This window comes from Paracoccus sp. NBH48 (assembly GCF_015390265.1).
GTDB classification, from domain to species: domain Bacteria; phylum Pseudomonadota; class Alphaproteobacteria; order Rhodobacterales; family Rhodobacteraceae; genus Paracoccus; species Paracoccus marcusii.
Genome location: NZ_VUOJ01000002.1, coordinates 327750 through 343359, shown reverse-complemented (window position 1 = coordinate 343359; position 15610 = coordinate 327750). Strand labels below are relative to the sequence as shown.

Genomic DNA, 15610 nt, shown 5'->3' with positions numbered 1-15610 from the left:
CCTATGACCCGAATCGCACTGAATGGCCTGGGCCGCATCGGAAAACTGGCCCTGCGCCGGATGATCGACCTGGGCCTGGGGGACCGGATCGTCCTGCTGAACGACGCGGCGGGCGATGCCGATCAGCACGCCCTGCTGATGGAATTCGACAGCGTTCACGGCCGCTGGTCCAAGCCCGTCGCGGCAGACGGCGCGGCGTTGGTCCTGGATGGCCACCGCATCCCGCTGACGCATCACCGGACCATCGACGCCCTGCAGCTGCGTGACCTGGGGGTCGACCTGGTGATCGACGCGACGGGCGTGTTCAAGACCGCGGACCGGATCGCGCCCTATTTCGATATGGGCGTGGCGCGTGTTGTGGTCAGCGCACCAGTCAAGGATGGCGGGGCGTTGAACCTGGTCTATGGCGTAAACCATCACCTCTATGACGGCAGGCAGCGAATCGTGACGGCGGCCAGCTGCACGACGAACTGCCTGGCCCCGGTGGTCAAGGTCGTCCACGAGGCCCTGGGCATCCGCCACGGGTCGATCACCACGATCCATGACGTCACCAACACGCAGACCATCGTCGACCGACCGGCCAAGGACATGCGCCGCGCGCGCTCGGCGCTGATGAACCTCATTCCTACGACGACCGGCAGCGCCACGGCGATCACGCTGATCTATCCCGAGCTGAAGGGTCGGCTGAACGGCCACGCGGTCCGGGTGCCGCTGCTGAACGCCTCGTTGACCGACTGCGTGTTCGAGGTCGAGCGTCCGACAAGCGTGGAGGAGGTCAACGCCCTGTTCGCCGCCGCCGCGGCGGGACCGCTGGACGGCATCCTGGGCTATGAGACGCGGCCGCTGGTATCCACCGACTATGTCAACGATCCGCGCAGCGCGATCATCGACGCGGGATCGACGATGGTCGTGAACGGGACGCAGGTCAAAATCTATGCCTGGTACGACAACGAATGGGGCTATGCCTGCCGGCTGGTCGATGTCGCGCGCATGGTCGCGGGGCGGATGGCATGAACCCGGTCCGCGCCTATGCCGCGGTGACGGCGGCCTATTGGGCGTTCATGCTGTCGGACGGCGCGTTGCGCATGCTGGTGCTGCTGCACTTCAACGGACTGGGCTTTTCCCCGGTCCAGCTGGCATGGCTGTTCCTGCTGTACGAGGCTGCGGGGATCGTCACGAACCTAGCCGCGGGCTGGCTGGCGGCCCGGTTCGGGCTGGCGGCGACCCTGTACGCGGGCCTGGGAATCCAGATCGCGGCCTTGGCGACGCTGGCGCAGCTGGACCCGGCATGGAGCGTCACGGCATCGGTGATGTTCGTGATGGCGGTGCAGGGCGCGTCGGGTGTCGCCAAGGATCTGTCCAAGATGTCGTCGAAATCGGCGGTCAAGGTCCTTGCCCCCGCCGCCGATGGCGGGCTGTTCCGATGGGTGGCTGCGCTGACCGGGTCCAAGAACGCCGTCAAGGGCATGGGCTTTTTCCTTGGCGCCGCACTGCTGGCCTTTGCTGGGTTCCAGGCGGCGGTCTGGGGCATGGCCGCGGTGCTGGCCGCGATTCTTGTGGCGGTGGTCCTGTTCCTGCCCGCGGGCCTGCCCGGTCGGGTGAAGGCGGCCGAAGGATGGTCAGGCTGGCGGTCGCGGGACAGCCGCGTGAACCGGCTGTCCCTGGCGCGCATGTTCCTGTTCGGCGCGCGCGACGTGTGGTTCGTGGTGGGCATCCCGATCTATTTTCAGGCCGTCCTGTCCGATGGCACCGCCGAAGGGCGGCGCGAGGCCTTCTTTCTGGTCGGCGGTTTCATGGCGCTGTGGATCATCCTTTATGGCGCGGTTCAGGCTGCCGTCCCGCGCATCCTGGGCGGCGCCGGCCGACCCGAGGCGCAGATCACCCGGGACGCGGTCCGGTGGGCAGGTCGGCTGGTGCCAATCCCCTTCGTGATGGCGGCGGCGGTCGTGATCGCGGGCGATCCTGCGCCATGGCTGACGATGCTGCTGGTTCTGGGCCTGCTGGTCTTCGGCTTCGTCTTTGCGGTCAATTCGTCCGTTCATTCATATTTGATCCTGGCCTTTGGTCAGGCACAGCGGATCACGCGGGATGTCGGGTTCTACTACATGGCGAACGCGGCGGGCCGCCTGATCGGGACGCTGCTGTCGGGCCTGTCCTATCAGGTCGGCGGGCTGCCGCTGTGCCTGGCCACAGCCGGCGCGATGGCGGCTGCCAGCTGGTGGGCGGCACGCCGCCTGCTGATCGACATCCCGGAAAGCGCGGGGCCGGCCCGCTGAAGGCCGTCCTGCATCCTTTACCGTTGCAGCAGAAAACCCCGTGTGCGCGGCACGGGCGCGCAGTGGCGCAGGAACCGCCGTGCCTGCCACCCTGACCGGATATGCGCAAGCGCCAGTCGGGGTCCTGCGGCGGCGATGACCTCGGTCGCGCGGTCGCGATGAAACTGCCGCGAGGTGCGGGCATAGGCGATGGCATCCAGCGTGTGCCAGCCGAACGTCTCGCGGCACCCCTCTCCCATGCCCGGCCGCGTGCGATTGTGATAACGCAGCGACCGCCACGCGACGCGGGCGACCTGCACCGGCCTGGACGGATCGACCCAGATCAGAAGATGGGCGCGGGCGGCGCGCTCATGCATCGTCTCGTAATGACCGCCCTCGATGATCCAGTGCTCCTGTGCATGGATCTCGCGCGTCAGGGCATCAAGCTCGCCGGTGCTGCGATGGACAAAGCCCGGCATCCAGCTCAGCTGATCCATGTGGTACGCGGGCAGGCCGGCCAACGCGGCCAGCCGCATCGCCAGCCAGGACTTTCCCGTCCCTGACCCGCCCAGAACCATCACCCGTGTCACCAAACTCATCCATCCCCCAACCGCTCACGAACGCGCGATCAACACGCTCTACGCGGATTGGTTCGGAATTGGCAGGATAATTTCAGCTTGGGACGATTCACGCCGATCCTTGCGAGACGCTGGTTCCGCAACCTCGCAGCGCGGAGGACGTCCATGCGTGGGACCGGTCGGCGGTGTGGGGATGGTAGGCCCGGCAGGACTATCCAAAACACCGAAAAATGAGCTAAATCAACGCGGCAGTGTCCCACGCCGCCCGACATGGCGCTCTATAAGAATCAATCGGTTAGGGTTGCCGGTGTCCCACGTTTTACCAGTCAATTCCGGTCATGCGCTGCATGGCCAGATCCGCCAGTCGATCGCGATCCGCGCCGGCGGTGTAGATCTCGCTCGTCTTCGCATTCGAGTGGCCGTGTACGCTCATGACCTCGTACTGGCTGGCCCCATTCATCGCCAACAATTCGCCGGCGGATTTCCGGATGCCATGCGCGGATAATCCTGCAAGCCCGGCTTGGCGGGTCCAGTCTGCAAACTTGTTGCCAAAGGCGTTCTTGCTGGCAAAAGGCTTGCCATGCTCTGTGAGCAGATACGTCGGCCCGATGATGGTTTGCGCCCGGATGGCGGCCTGGAGCGGCGGCAGCATCGGTATCCGGACGCGCGAACTGCCCCGCTTTTCGGGTTGCCAATCCAACCAGGTGACGCCGTTGCGTTGCATCTCGTGGGTGCGGCCAAGGCGATAGACGTCTCCGAGGCGGCATGCCGTGAACATCAGCAGCGACAGCGCCAGATGCGCCATGGTGCCCTTTGGGTGCCGTTCCCGGTATTTCAGCAGGTCGTCGGTTGTCCATGCCGTCGCCCCGGTGCCGCGGTTTATTTTGCCGATGCCCGCGGCCGGGTTCGCCTTACAGTGACCTCGATCAGTACCCCATGCATACATGGCGCGGACAGCTTTGATGAAGTTGTCTGCAGCACCTGGCGTCGCGGACTTCTTGTCGCGCAGCAGGATTAGCTGCGACTGTGGCATGGCGGCGCTGTACTCTCCTACCTCTGAGGCAAGCCATAGCAGGAACTGGCCACGCTGATGGCAGTGGCCTTGTGCAGGTGGCCTTGCTCCTGCATGTCTTTCATTGCGGTGCGGTACAGGTCAACCAGCCAGCCAATCGAACCTTTGATTGCGCTCGGTGCGTCATCCTCCGGCGGCAGCTGAATGCCCGCGCGCGCCGCGTGGTAGTGTTCGCCAAATCGCGGATGATCAGGCCCTGCATTCAGCAGGACGCGAACCTTTTTGTCGCCTGCCTTCCGGACGCGCCAGCGCACGGTGCCTGACGGCAAAACCTCGCGCAGCAGGCCGGGGTATTGCAGGCGCATTTCATCACTCACTGGGCCATTCCTTCGGGGCCACAAGATCAACGGGCAGCGCCTCTGGTGCAAGAGCCTTTGGAAGGATGCGCACGCGTCCAGGTTCGACGATGATCTCGCCTACGGAGATGCCGGCGCGGGTCAGGCAATCCAGCGTGCGGGCCATGTCTGCAGACGATACGGCACGGGGTCTTCCCATCAGATCAATACCTCCTGTCGCGGATCAATCCGATCCATCATTCTGAAATCGCCATACAGCTTTGGGTGTGTCGGCCCGCGGGGATCCCGTCTGTCCCAGACAAACCAGCCGTTGCGCTGCGCAGGGTTGCCTTCGCCGGTGAAGTCCAGCTTCCACCTCATCAGATAGGACCAGCTGCACGGCTGTTCGTCCAGAAGCTGCCCAAGGCCATTGATGCGCCCGGCGGGCCAGTCCCACGAAAGCAGAAGAGCGAGATAATCCCATCCAGGCATGGCCAGCGTATGGCGCAGCCAACGACCACCGCCTTTCGAGCTGATCTCGCAGAACGGCGGGTTGGTGATGATCGCTCGGGCGGGGCTTCTAGTCGCAGAATAGAAATTCGCGATCGTGCTGTCCGGGCATCCCCGATCAACCAGATCCGACGCAATGCAAGTCATGCCCATTGCGCGGATCTCGCGAACCAGTGCGCCATCGCCACAGGCAGGTTCCCAGACCGACCAGCTGTCGCGAATCCGTGGGCCATCATAGCCGAACAGGCTGCGGATCGCCTCTGGCTGTCCGGTCGGATAGAAGTCCTCGGCTCTGCGCTCATGCTCTGGCAATGGCTTTGCCTGATCGGGAAGGTCGCTGAACATGGCGATGGCCGGTGAGGACTTCGCGCGGCCCTTGCCGGAGATCGCCTTGAAAAGTGGCTTGGCGGATGGCGGTCGGGTTGTATTGCTCATGCACTCTCCTGCGCCCGGCGCCGGACCTCGTTATCAATCGCATGCTTGATGGTGCTGTGATCGCGACGCAGTGCCCTGCCGATCTGTGACAGGGTAAGCCCGCGCCGATGCGCGATGTAACACACCAGTTCCCGAACCCTGCAGACATGCGCGGCCCGGCTGCGCCCGAAGACGGCGTGCACGCTGTTTCCGGTGTGTGAGCAGACCTCGACGGCAATCTGACGAACTGTCACGCGGGGCGCGGTCAGGGTCCCGATCGTTGCCAAGTCGACCTGGTCCATGAAGGGCTCGCTGACCGACTTGTGCACGCAGTGGCTTGTTCCCCTGACCATGTGCGTCAATCCCTTCCTCGTGCGCGCGGCTTCGACACCTTCGCAGCCGTTCGCGCCTGCCGGAGCGGCTCGTTTTCGGCGTCCAGGCGGCGCAGCTCGTCGCGCGTCTGCTCCATCATCTTGCGGGTAAACAGCTTGCCGCCGGTCATGCAGGCTTCGATCTGGCTGGCGAGGTATTCAGCTCGGGTATGGCTCATGCCTCTCCCTCCTGTCCGACGATCTGCCCACAGTGAGGGCAGCGTTCCACGCCATCAGCGTCGTCATTGTAGCTGATGGTCTCGCATTGGCATTCCGCGTCATCTCCATAGATCGCCCGGTTTGCGCAACCAGGGACTAGGAACTTCCCACCCGGCACATCGGCGTCTTTGATCCAGTGACAGGGTTCTGCGCTCATGCCTCTACCTCCGTGGGGGTGGACAGGGCTATGTTGATCTGGTCAAGCCACACCATCAGAGGCTCATTGCGACCAGTGGATATAGCACCACGCACACCATCTAGAACGTATCGCAGCCTCTCGTTCTCCTCCCGCAGCGCATCAGACGGGGCGGGGGCAGCAGTCTCGATTGTGTCGAGAACCTCTGATAGCTGCACATAGCTAAGGGTCTGCCCTCCCAAAGCCTCCTTTCGGCGCGGTATGGCCTTGATGGCGGCCATGATCGCTGCTCGATCAATAGTCCCATCATACGGGGCGGGGGCAGCCTGCGGCGCGCGGCGGTTCCAGCGTTCGGCAGTCTCTACCTGCGCATGGCGCAGGCGTTCATCAGGATTGCCCTGGACAGATCTAACCGCCTTGGTGGCCCAGTTTGGACTGAGGCCAGCGTTACATTTGAAGCTGGTGCAGCGGACGGCCGCCCCATAGTAGGCTGCCGCACACCCGCAGAACGGGCACGACGCCAATATCGTCAGTTTCTTATGGGCGTTCATCCCGTCATCTCCTGTGCTTGGACGGCGTAGCCGCCCCATTGATCAGCGCTGGCGTCGGCCACGCCCGCGAATGTTCTGCTGCGGATCTTCCATCGGTCCGGTCCCGGCGGGGCACGGTGGATCGCGCTCCATGCCCTCCACTCGGCGCTGCCGCGTTCCGGCTCGGCCAACATGTTCGTCGCCACCAGCTGCGGCAGGCCGCGCAGGTAGAAGCCCGTGGCCTTGTAGGCAGGTTCGCCAAACCAAAACGGCTGGACAATCTGCGGGGCAGGGAGGTCAGCCGGCATTCGGTCCTTGGCGAGGTCGTTCATCTCGGGGTTCTCGATCGCGACCCGCTCGATCGGCGCGCGCCAGCACGCGGTGAACAGATCCACGCCCGCCTCGAACTCCTCGCGCATGCTCGACCAGGTGCGGCCTTTGGGCAGCTGCTTGGGCGGCGTCCACTTGCCCGGCCCAGACATCCATCGGCGACCGGACCGGCACAGGCGGGTGCAGGGCGGGTGCATGACCGCCATCAGGTCCCAGCCATCGTCCAGGATGTCGCGCACGTCGCCCCGGATGTGGCGGTTGCTGCCGTCCTCGGCCGCAAGGAGGTCGCAGGACCATACGTCGTGGCCGCGGGTGGCAAAGGCGCGGCGCATCACGCCGGATGTCTCACAGGCGATCAGGACACGCATAGTGCACACTGACTGTATGCGCCGGCAAAGACGTTGAAGCGGGTCGGGGTCGCACGCTTCATGCCGCGCCAGCAGGTCCAGTACCGGAAAGGCTGAAGATTGGGCACCGCCTCGTTCCACTCCCAAAATACCATGTCGCAAGGTGCCCTGAGCCAGCCAAGGCGGTATGGCGGCGCTTTGGGTGCTGGGGGAGCAAACAGGGAAAGCTGCTGGCTCATGCCTCGCTCTCCCGCTGAACCTGGTGGATCGCAGCCACGAAAAAGCCCCGACGCGTCACGGCCAGCGGTTTGCCCTCTGCCTTGGCCAGGCGGTCGGCAGTTTCGATGACCAGCCATGGCCGGCGGGCATTCAAGCTGGCGACCAGCTGCACGGCATTGGCGCCAGTTTCTGCGACTGCTCCAAGCCAAGGGACCAGCATCGCATTAGAGAAGTTGGCCGTCGCACTGGGGTCGTATTCCAGCATCGATTTCAGGCCAATCGTCACGGCGTCGGCTTTCCCTGCCTCCACCATCCGCCTGATCAGATCGACGCAAAATACCTGCCCAGGCTTCTTGGCGGCGGTGCTGTACTTGGATGTCATCAAGCGGCAACCTGCGGCCTCGACAGCATTGCGGCAGGCAATTGCCCAAGGCTCATTAGCGGTCAAAGCGGCGCGATATACCTGTTCAGAGCCAACCCGGATTTGCCGTGTGTTGATGTCGATGAAGGCCTGCGCCTGTTCCTCAGGCGCGACAAGAGCCACCATAGCCGGAATGCTCTTGATCCCGCACAGCGCCGCGGCATGAGCGCGGTGCTGGCCGTCGATCAGGGCATAACGTCCGCCCTCGATCGGGGCGACGATAACCGGCGAAAACCGCGACCAGCGGAAGCCACTGGCGATCCGCTTGATCGCCCTGCGGTTCCCATCATTTATTGGGCGCTGGTACCGGTCATCGATCACCAGCTGCTCCAACTCAACCCACAGCATTTGCGGCGCGGGCTGGGGTGCCAGCACAGCGGGCTGCATGGTTGAAATGTCGATCGTGCGAAAGTGGGTTGCGGCGTTCATTTCAGCACCCGCTTTCCGAGCTGGACCTGAGCGGCCATCGCCAGCGTCAGATGTTCCTCGATCAGCTTGCCGAGGATTTCGGGGCGAACGGGGAGGTTTCCGATGATCGTCATGGCCGAGGCCTCCGTCTGAAGGGGTGATGGATTTATCGTGGTTGCGCTGGCGGATTGACCGCTTGACGGTCAGGCCGCGCACCTTGGCGGGTCGAAGCGGATGGCTTGCATGATGCCGGCGCTCCGCAGCTCGGCGGCAATGGCGCGGACCTGGTCAGCATGGCATTCGCAGATCACTGCAATGTCCTCGACGCCCAGACCTTCGCGCAGGCACGAAATCACCAAGTTACGGGCGGGTGGTGCGGGGGCGGTCATGCAAAGAACCACCAGGCAAGAACGCCGCCAACGGTCCCGCCGATCATAGCGACAGCGAGGTATGCAACGATCGCCATCGAGGGCAGTGGGTCATCTGTAGATTCAATGCCAAAGCGCGTTGCACGCAAGTGGGCAATGCGCTCCGCGTCGGCGGTGTTCGCGGGGTGGTACGGGGCACTTGGTGCAGGGCGCATGGCCATGGCTCCATTCGATTGCTGGGAAGGGGGAACTGGCGCTGTTGTGCGCCAGCCAGGCGCTTGATCAGCGGGCGCCGATCTCCGGGGTGCCCATCAGCAGCGGCACGGCGGTCTGTTCGTGCGCCCATGCAAGAGCCTCGCGAGCAGCATCGCGCAGCGCGGCGTCCGGGTTGTAGAGGGTGGCGAAGAATTTTACTTCCGACCCTGCCTTCCGGTAGCGGAAGCGGACCGCCAGCCGGTACAGCGCACCCTCCTCGAAGACCGGGATGGCGATCATGAACAGATTGGGCAGGCGGAGGGGCTGCCCGTCCGGATCGCGATGCTCGTCCAGGAACTGAACCTGCGTCTCGCCGGTATCGCGGTTAGTCGTCACCTGGAGGTGGCCGACCTCATGGACAGCAAAGCTGCGCGACAGCTGGACTAGCGTAGCGTACTGCCCAAAACGGCCCTGCAGCTTCTGCGCAACCTCGACCATCCGCTGTTCCCAAGCCTCGGCACCATCGGCGCGGTTGGCCAGGAGGGCGGGGGTCGGGTCTAGCAGATCATTGGCGTTCTCTTCGATGAACTCGCCGAACTGGTCCTTTGTCAGCGCCTGCCCGCTGATCGCCGTCCAACGCTTCCATTCCTCGGACACCGGGAACGTGTAGAGCGCGGTGTGGCGACCATAGCTGGCGGTGGGATCGCCCGCAGCAGGGTCGATCGTCGGTGCACCTGCGCCATGATAGTCGATGATCGACAGCAGCTGCGGCTTGGGCTGGATCTGTGCAAACAGGACGGTGTCGTCACCCTTGAAGCGGTTCGTCCACTCGATCAGGCTGGGCAGGTCGGACACGACGGCCTTGCCGGTGCGCTGCATCGGTTTAAGCGCCTCGATCGCCTTGCGGTGCTGTTCGGTCAGATCGTGCAGGCGCATGTCCGAGGGTGCGGCAATGATGGTCGGCTGCTGCGGATCATCGTTTGTGGGGAAACTGATATACCGAAAATCGCAGACCGGGCGCGTCTCCTCGATGATTGTCTCGGCGAAGTTCTTGGCGGGTTCTTGTGTCATGGGCCGGTGTCCTTACTCGGCTGTGCGCAGTTCGCGGTGTCCGCCGACGTCGCGGACCTCCATGCGGGACTGGGCGGGGTTGTGGGTGGTCAGCGCACCATCGCCGGTCAGCCATCCGACTGCCTTGTGCTTGGGTGGCTTGGGGCCGACGATCTTGTCCTCGATCACCAGCTCGACCTGGCCGAAGCGGTCGGTCTTCATGTCGATCGTCAGGGTGATCTTGCCCTTTGCGCTGGATGCGAAGTCCTGCGCGAACTGGCGCATCTCGACGTTGTTGGCCTCGATCCGCGACAGCAGGTCGGGCAGGTAGTCGCCATTGTCGGCGAGTGACAGCAGCTGATCGAGGCTGCGCAGTTCCGGTGGCTTGGACATGGATCGGTCCTTGTGGATGTGGATGGAAAAATGCCCGCAGCCGCTGAGGGAGGAGAGGCGGCTGCGGGCGAGTACGAGGTGCGGCGAAGCAGGGAGGGCTGCACCTCGTCTGGTGGCGCGATGCGCCTACCAGTTCGTTGCCTGGCCGAGTGCTGTTCCGCCGTAGGCAATGGCTGCCGCGACCAAAGTCGGCGCGGTCAGATAGAAGGTTACGACCAGCGCAGCCTGTGCCAGGCGCAGCGTGATGATGGGGATGAGGTGCATAGCTTCACTCCAGCCCGGCACAGTGCCGGTTGCTGTGAGATTTACACACAGTAAACTTAGACAGCAAGAAAAAAGTTTCTGTGTGTAAACACTGGCGATAGTCGGTTGCCCGCCGACAAGTGGCGCGGTGCCCAGACCGTGCAGTGCATAAATATTGGTGATTCGGGTGAAAACAGACGTGTAAGGGCAGATGCAACAAATCTTTATGGTTGTCGTGGCTGCTTTTGTTCGCCTAATGTTCTCATCGTTGTTGGAGGTAGATGTGCCAGATGAGTTTGATATTGCGGCGGTGTTGGTGGCAATTTCTGAAGCTGATAGGCTTCAATTATTCACTGCGATCCGGTCTCGTCCTTCGGCGCCATCGACAAAGCAATCCTCGCAACTACTGCCTGATCTGCCTCGGAGAGCTTCTGAAAAATCTCCAGGTGATCGATGATCGACCGAGCGGCATCTGTTGATGGTTCGATCAATGCGGTCACGTCTACGCCAAACGCTGCGGCCAGTGAGCGAAGGGTTTCCGCGCTAGGATCTCGCCTTCCGCTTTCGAGCAGTGAGATGTAGCCCTTAGACGCATTGGCCATCTCGGCCAGCTGTTCCTGGGTCCAACCTCGCGCTTGGCGATGCTCTTTGATGCGGTATTTCATACGGCAAACAATGCCAGCTTCCGCGATCCTGCAAAACTTACACTAAGTAAACAGGCCCACTTGCGGTTTTGTTTTCTGTGTGTAAACAATCCGGCATGGAGATCAGAGAACATATCACGGCCAGAGGCCTGTCTCGCGCGCAGATTTGCGCAGCCGCTGGCATATCCCGCGGTATGTTGAGCCTTATCGAAAGTGGTCATCGGCGCATAGGTGTTGAGAAGGCAGAAGCCTTTGCTGCTGCACTTGGATTGCCCATCGCAAGCGTCCGACCCGACCTCGCTCAGATGTTCACAAATGCTAGAAAGCCCGAGGACGCAGCATGAACCAACATGCCGCGTCCTCTTTTCATTGCTCGACTGGTCACTCTTCACAGGACCAATATGGAGCGCTGCCCGTGAAAAATCCTGCATATTCGACAGACCCCCGCGCCAACCGGCGCTGGTTCCGCGACCTTCTGTGGCGGGCCTTCCCCGCACAGTCCGAGCGTGAGCTGGCCGAGAAGGCCTCAGCGGTGCTGGATGTCAGCCATCGGCAGGTCATCAACTGGCTGCGCGAGGAGCATGACCCCAAGCTGCGCTACATCATGGCGGTCCTCGCCATCGCTGGCGCCGAAATCGTCTTCAGCCGGATCGAGGGACAATGATGCATCGGCTAATGAACCACGTCCTGGGGCGGTTCTACGAGGCGCGCGCCATGCGCGCCCTCGGCCGCTACCAGCGTCTCAAATCCATTTCGGAAAAATTCTTCCGTCGCGTTCCGCGGACGACGCGCGAGGGTGCGCCGGAGGAGGATGAAGCATGATGGAGGCCGCACAAGATCAGCTGCGGCCGATCAATCACGGGAATTCCTATGCATACAACCGCCTGCGGTGCCGTTGCGATGTTTGCCGCCAGGCGGAGTTGCGGCGACAGAAGGAATGGCGCGCCCGGAACCGGGCGGGGCTGGTCAAACATCGCCCCAACCATCCTAACTGTGTGCCAGTGCGTGTCCGTGGCGTGATCTATCCCTCAATCTCCGTGGCGGCCGCGACCTTGAAGATCTGCCCGACGTCGATCACTGGGCAGCTTCGTCTGAGAGGCTCGGCGGATGGTGCAGGGCTGGGCAGCCGCTCCCCGCGTCCCAGGGGTAAATCCGGTGCCAAGCGTTGCTTGATACACGGACGCGAGTTTCCGTCGATCGCAGCGGCAGCCCGCGCCTTGAATGTCAGCTATTCGCACATGGCGCGGGAGTTCAAGGCGGGCCCATCAGCGGACTACTGGCAATATCTGCTGAGCAAGCTGATGCAAGCTGACAAGCTGCAGCCGGGGCGGTCGGCATGACGGACGTCGTAGAGTTCTGGGCTTATCCACTGCAGCACGGCGATCGCCTGCCCAACTTTGACTGGATGCCGCTCTACGGAGAGCAGCTGCTGTCGTCCCGCTTCGTCGCCAAGGCCATCCAAGCGAACCGGCGACAGGACATCGGCACTGCGCTGCTTTTGTGGTGCGCAGCCATGAAGCAGAATCCCGCCGGCACGCTGCCCGACGATGATGTCGAGCTCGCGCGTCTGGCCGGGTTCGGCGCGGATCTTGAGGGTTGGATTGAGGCCCGCGGCGGGCTTGCGCTGTACGGCTGGAGGTCGACGCATATCGACGAGGCCCCTGTCGGCGCGGTTGCTCGGTTAGGCCACCCTCTGCTCTCGGAAATTGCCGAGGCACAGTTCCGTCGCAAGCGCGGGCGCGAACGCAGCCGCGAGGTCGCCCAGCAAGGCATGCAAAAATCCCGCATCCGCGCCAAGCTGCGCGAGATCAAGCACGCCAAGATGGCCGATAATAGCCAGGCGGTCGATCAGATCGCCGAATGGCTGCGGGAAAACGATCTCTACATCACCGCCGACAACGTCCGCGTTGCGGCAGAGGAAATCATGGGCAGCCTGCGGGTCGTGCACATGGCGGGACGGGAGGTCTGATGATCGTGTGATCGTCCTGCAGGCCGCTGTTATCGCGCTGCAATTCACTGTTAGTCGCTGTTACGCATAACAGTTAGCAACAGTTAGGATCGCAGCGCTTTAACAGGTCCGCAACTGTTAGCTGCCCTACAGGACAATACACGGACACAGACAAGGACATGAAACCTTATGGGCGCCTCCGAGAGGTCGTGCCTGTGGATAAGTCGAATTGCTGGTGAAAGGGGAAGGTCCGGATGTCGGGTTGCAATGCAGAGATGAGGGCGCGCGTCGACATGCTGTTGATGCAGCCCCTTGCGGGCCTGGCGCGGAGGCGCGGGACAAGTGGTGAGGCACACGACAAGGCGCTGGCCCGGCTGCGGGACTGGCTGACCTACATGTCGGACGACAACCTGCGGGCTATGGTCGACCTGATCGCGCGGCACGCGGTCAAGGGCGTCTGGCCGGAAGAGGGTCTGATCCGCGCTTGGGCAATGACCATCCAGTGCCCGCCGCCGCGCGACAGCGCCTATGCGCAAAGCCTGATCAAGTCGGCGATGGGCCGACAGGCAATGGCCGAGGGCTGGGCGGTCGAACTGTTCCAGATCGCCAAGAAGCTTGGCCCCCCGCCGGGCAAGTACATCATCACCCGGCTCAAGCAGGATGCGGACAGCAATCGGCACAAGCGCAAGGTGATCCGCGAGAACATCGAGGCCGGGCGCGCCACCCTGGCCGAAAAGCAATGGCTGTCGGTCTGGCATGAGGACCTTGCGGAGATCGAGGCCATCCAGACCGCCGTGACGGAAGAGGGAACAGCAGCATGACGATCTACAACGGCGAGATGGGGGCATTGCGCCGAGCCCAAGAACGCGAGCGGGTGGCGGGGATCATCGCTCGCGCCATGCCTGCGGAAGGGTGCGGGCCTGCCATTCCCATTGCCCCCGCCCGCGGGCCATCGGTGGCCGTAACACCGAACGTTGTCATGCCGGACGAAAAGTCGGAAACGGGATACAAGGTCGAAGCCACCGGCTGGCGTGGGTTCCGGGCGGCGCGGGCGATTGACGTGTTCGATACTCTCGACCAGCGCGAGGCGGTCCGGGCACGCAAGGAAGGCCGTGATCCTGTACCACCATTCTCCAAGGCGCAGGTCACCATCGCGCGGCATTACCGCGACCTGGTCGAACGGCATGATGCTGGAGGAATGCGGTGCGCTAGTCTGGAGGCACGGGGCAGTGGCGGCGGATCATCGGGGGGCGAGTTCATTGACGCGTATCTCGCCACGGGCATCGAGATCCAGCAGCTGCGCCAGCGTGTCGGGGCAGGGGCCGCGATGGTGGTTCGCCGGGTTCGCCCCTCGGCGCGGGGGAAAGCTACAGCGTCGATCATCCGCGATCGTGACCTGATCGATGCCGTCTGTCTGCATGGGAAAAGCTTTCGAGAGGTGTTGGACGGGCACGGATGGACCGGAACGTCTCGGAACATAGCGCTTCTCGTCGATGCTCTGAAGCTCAGCCTCGATCGGATGCTGGGCAAGAAAAGCGGATCGCGGAAAAATTCTTCCTTGATTTCTTAGGACGCACGCGGGCATACATTTCACTATTATCCAGACGTGCGCCCGCAGGGATCATCCCCTCGCGGGCGTTCGTCGTTCCGGAGTGCTTGTCGGTTATCCGTAGGGGTGAGCTTCCCGTGCCAGCCGTTCGATCGGCAATGGTGACCGACCCATCAGGCACGGCTTAATCCCTCAGCAACGGAGCCTGTCATGAGCCTGAGCAATCAGATCGTCGTACGGGCGCGCCTCGGTCTCCGCCCAATGCGGTACCGGGGCATTCGCTTCTGGTACTGACGCGACATGCTGAAGATCAGCATCGACGACGAGGCGTTGCAGCGGAACCTGCGCCAGCTGGGTGACAAGGACGCAAAGCAGGCCGTGGTTTGGGCGCTGAATGATACTGCTGACGATGTCCTGAAGCATGTGCAGGAGCGCATGGATCAGGTCTTCGACCGCCCGACGCGGTTCACCAAGAACGCGTTCATGGTCTGGCGTGCGAAGCCAAGCGACTTGGAAGCCTCGGTGCTTGAGCGTCCATCGGTCGGAAAGCGGCATTACCTTAAGACGCAGGAACTGGGCGGGCGGCGTGGGCAGACCGGGCTGGAGGCGCTGCTGTCGTCGCGTCTGTCCTATGCAGGGATCATCCAGTCGGTAATGCCGGCGGGCGGCGCGCGCCTCGATGCTTATGGCAACTGGTCGAACGCGGAACGCAACCAAGCGCTGTCGGCAATCCAATCGCAGCGCGATGCCAGCACGAACACGACAGCAGATGCGCGGAAGCGCAAGCGCAAGCGGGCTGGCTTCTTCGTGCCGCGCGAGGGGTCGGGCCTGTCGCCGGGGATCTGGAAGCGCGCGGCAGATGGGACCATCAGCAAGATTCTGCACTTCAGCGCCGTCGCGCCTGCCTATACCGAACGGCTCGGCTTTCAGGATGGGGCCGAGGAGGTCTATCGGGCGCAGCTGCCCGGCCATCTGGCCCGGACTTTCGAGCGGATGGCCCGCAAGGCCGCCGCGCGGGCCTGACCGGACCCCCGCGGGTCCTTCCTGGGCACAGATCGCACGGGGGTAATTCGCACCCCGCTATTCGCAACTTTTTCTGGAGTTTTCAGCCGCACGGGATGGGGTTGTTGTTGGG

The 15610-nt window shown here is 63.2% G+C and carries 25 protein-coding genes; 10 read left to right on the top strand and 15 right to left on the bottom strand.

What is annotated here, in order from left to right; translation table 11 throughout:
• Positions 1–3: 3 nt before the first annotated feature.
• Together F1642_RS05250 and arsJ are read left to right on the top strand one after the other, a co-directional pair.
• Positions 4–1014 (top strand): ArsJ-associated glyceraldehyde-3-phosphate dehydrogenase, encoded by a 1011-nt coding sequence (locus F1642_RS05250; protein WP_194885677.1) that lies wholly within the window; start codon positions 4–6, stop codon positions 1012–1014.
• Positions 1011–2276, top strand: coding sequence for an organoarsenical effux MFS transporter ArsJ (gene arsJ, locus F1642_RS05245; RefSeq protein WP_194885676.1), 1266 nt, complete (start codon positions 1011–1013; stop codon positions 2274–2276). Before F1642_RS05250 ends, arsJ begins: the two co-directional genes overlap by 4 nt.
• Before the next feature lie 17 nt (positions 2277–2293).
• Here arsJ and F1642_RS05240 read toward each other — a convergent pair whose 3' ends face one another.
• The 15 genes from F1642_RS05240 to F1642_RS05170 all read right to left on the bottom strand — a co-directional run bounded on the left by F1642_RS05240 (position 2294) and on the right by F1642_RS05170 (position 10999).
• Positions 2294–2845 (bottom strand): DNA topology modulation protein FlaR, encoded by a 552-nt coding sequence (locus tag F1642_RS05240; RefSeq protein ID WP_194885675.1) that lies wholly within the window; start codon positions 2843–2845, stop codon positions 2294–2296.
• A gap of 307 nt (positions 2846–3152) precedes the next feature.
• Positions 3153–3866 carry a tyrosine recombinase XerC gene (gene xerC / locus F1642_RS05235; RefSeq protein WP_194885674.1) on the bottom strand — a complete coding sequence of 238 codons (714 nt, stop codon included), beginning with the start codon at positions 3864–3866 and terminating at the stop codon, positions 3153–3155.
• A gap of 17 nt (positions 3867–3883) precedes the next feature.
• Complete coding sequence (locus tag F1642_RS05230) at positions 3884–4222, bottom strand: hypothetical protein (protein ID WP_194885673.1); 339 nt, start codon at positions 4220–4222, stop codon at positions 3884–3886.
• Positions 4215–4367, bottom strand: coding sequence for a hypothetical protein (locus tag F1642_RS05225; protein WP_194885672.1), 153 nt, complete (start codon positions 4365–4367; stop codon positions 4215–4217). Before F1642_RS05225 ends, F1642_RS05230 begins: the two co-directional genes overlap by 8 nt.
• A gap of 32 nt (positions 4368–4399) precedes the next feature.
• A complete protein-coding gene (locus F1642_RS05220; RefSeq protein ID WP_194885671.1) occupies positions 4400–5125 on the bottom strand; it encodes a hypothetical protein in 726 nt (241 codons plus the stop codon).
• A complete protein-coding gene (locus F1642_RS05215) occupies positions 5122–5406 on the bottom strand; it encodes a helix-turn-helix domain-containing protein (protein ID WP_194885670.1) in 285 nt (94 codons plus the stop codon). Before F1642_RS05215 ends, F1642_RS05220 begins: the two co-directional genes overlap by 4 nt.
• A gap of 56 nt (positions 5407–5462) precedes the next feature.
• Positions 5463–5654, bottom strand: coding sequence for a hypothetical protein (locus F1642_RS05210; RefSeq protein WP_194885669.1), 192 nt, complete (start codon positions 5652–5654; stop codon positions 5463–5465).
• A gap of 193 nt (positions 5655–5847) precedes the next feature.
• Positions 5848–6381: a hypothetical protein gene (locus F1642_RS05205; RefSeq protein WP_194885668.1), complete on the bottom strand. Its 534-nt coding sequence runs from the start codon at positions 6379–6381 to the stop codon at positions 5848–5850.
• Positions 6378–7022, bottom strand: coding sequence for a hypothetical protein (locus F1642_RS05200; protein WP_255522169.1), 645 nt, complete (start codon positions 7020–7022; stop codon positions 6378–6380). The genes F1642_RS05205 and F1642_RS05200 overlap by 4 nt, the downstream gene beginning before the upstream one ends.
• 250 nt (positions 7023–7272) lie before the next feature.
• Positions 7273–8106: a ParB N-terminal domain-containing protein gene (locus F1642_RS05195; RefSeq protein WP_194885666.1), complete on the bottom strand. Its 834-nt coding sequence runs from the start codon at positions 8104–8106 to the stop codon at positions 7273–7275.
• 182 nt (positions 8107–8288) lie between these two features.
• The gene (locus F1642_RS05190; RefSeq protein WP_194885665.1) at positions 8289–8474 is read right to left on the bottom strand and encodes a hypothetical protein; all 186 of its coding nucleotides are present in this window, start codon (positions 8472–8474) and stop codon (positions 8289–8291) included.
• Positions 8475–8735: 261 nt separating this feature from the next.
• Positions 8736–9719: a DUF2303 family protein gene (locus F1642_RS05185; protein WP_052714716.1), complete on the bottom strand. Its 984-nt coding sequence runs from the start codon at positions 9717–9719 to the stop codon at positions 8736–8738.
• A gap of 12 nt (positions 9720–9731) precedes the next feature.
• Entirely contained in the window at positions 9732–10091 is a 360-nt protein-coding gene (locus F1642_RS05180) for a hypothetical protein (RefSeq protein ID WP_194885664.1), read from the bottom strand.
• A gap of 126 nt (positions 10092–10217) precedes the next feature.
• Entirely contained in the window at positions 10218–10355 is a 138-nt protein-coding gene (locus F1642_RS05175) for a hypothetical protein (protein WP_157001413.1), read from the bottom strand.
• Positions 10356–10684: 329 nt separating this feature from the next.
• Complete coding sequence (locus tag F1642_RS05170) at positions 10685–10999, bottom strand: helix-turn-helix domain-containing protein (RefSeq protein ID WP_045982196.1); 315 nt, start codon at positions 10997–10999, stop codon at positions 10685–10687.
• Positions 11000–11094: 95 nt separating this feature from the next.
• Here F1642_RS05170 and F1642_RS16355 point away from each other — a divergent pair, with 95 nt between their 5' ends.
• From F1642_RS16355 to F1642_RS05130, 8 genes are all read left to right on the top strand, one after another.
• Positions 11095–11322, top strand: coding sequence for a helix-turn-helix transcriptional regulator (locus F1642_RS16355; protein ID WP_194885663.1), 228 nt, complete (start codon positions 11095–11097; stop codon positions 11320–11322).
• A gap of 71 nt (positions 11323–11393) precedes the next feature.
• Positions 11394–11642: a hypothetical protein gene (locus tag F1642_RS05160; RefSeq protein WP_045982194.1), complete on the top strand. Its 249-nt coding sequence runs from the start codon at positions 11394–11396 to the stop codon at positions 11640–11642.
• 11 nt (positions 11643–11653) lie between these two features.
• Positions 11654–11800: a hypothetical protein gene (locus F1642_RS05155; RefSeq protein ID WP_157001411.1), complete on the top strand. Its 147-nt coding sequence runs from the start codon at positions 11654–11656 to the stop codon at positions 11798–11800.
• Positions 11797–12318 carry an NUMOD1 domain-containing DNA-binding protein gene (locus F1642_RS05150; protein WP_194885662.1) on the top strand — a complete coding sequence of 174 codons (522 nt, stop codon included), beginning with the start codon at positions 11797–11799 and terminating at the stop codon, positions 12316–12318. Before F1642_RS05155 ends, F1642_RS05150 begins: the two co-directional genes overlap by 4 nt.
• Positions 12315–12947: a DUF1376 domain-containing protein gene (locus F1642_RS05145; RefSeq protein WP_194885661.1), complete on the top strand. Its 633-nt coding sequence runs from the start codon at positions 12315–12317 to the stop codon at positions 12945–12947. The genes F1642_RS05150 and F1642_RS05145 overlap by 4 nt, the downstream gene beginning before the upstream one ends.
• 254 nt (positions 12948–13201) lie before the next feature.
• The gene (locus F1642_RS05140) at positions 13202–13747 is read left to right on the top strand and encodes a hypothetical protein (RefSeq protein ID WP_194885660.1); all 546 of its coding nucleotides are present in this window, start codon (positions 13202–13204) and stop codon (positions 13745–13747) included.
• Positions 13744–14496 (top strand): hypothetical protein, encoded by a 753-nt coding sequence (locus tag F1642_RS05135; RefSeq protein WP_194885659.1) that lies wholly within the window; start codon positions 13744–13746, stop codon positions 14494–14496. Before F1642_RS05140 ends, F1642_RS05135 begins: the two co-directional genes overlap by 4 nt.
• Before the next feature lie 279 nt (positions 14497–14775).
• On the top strand, positions 14776–15498 hold the full coding sequence (locus F1642_RS05130) for a hypothetical protein (protein ID WP_194885658.1): 723 nt from the start codon (positions 14776–14778) through the stop codon (positions 15496–15498).
• Positions 15499–15610 lie beyond the last annotated feature (112 nt).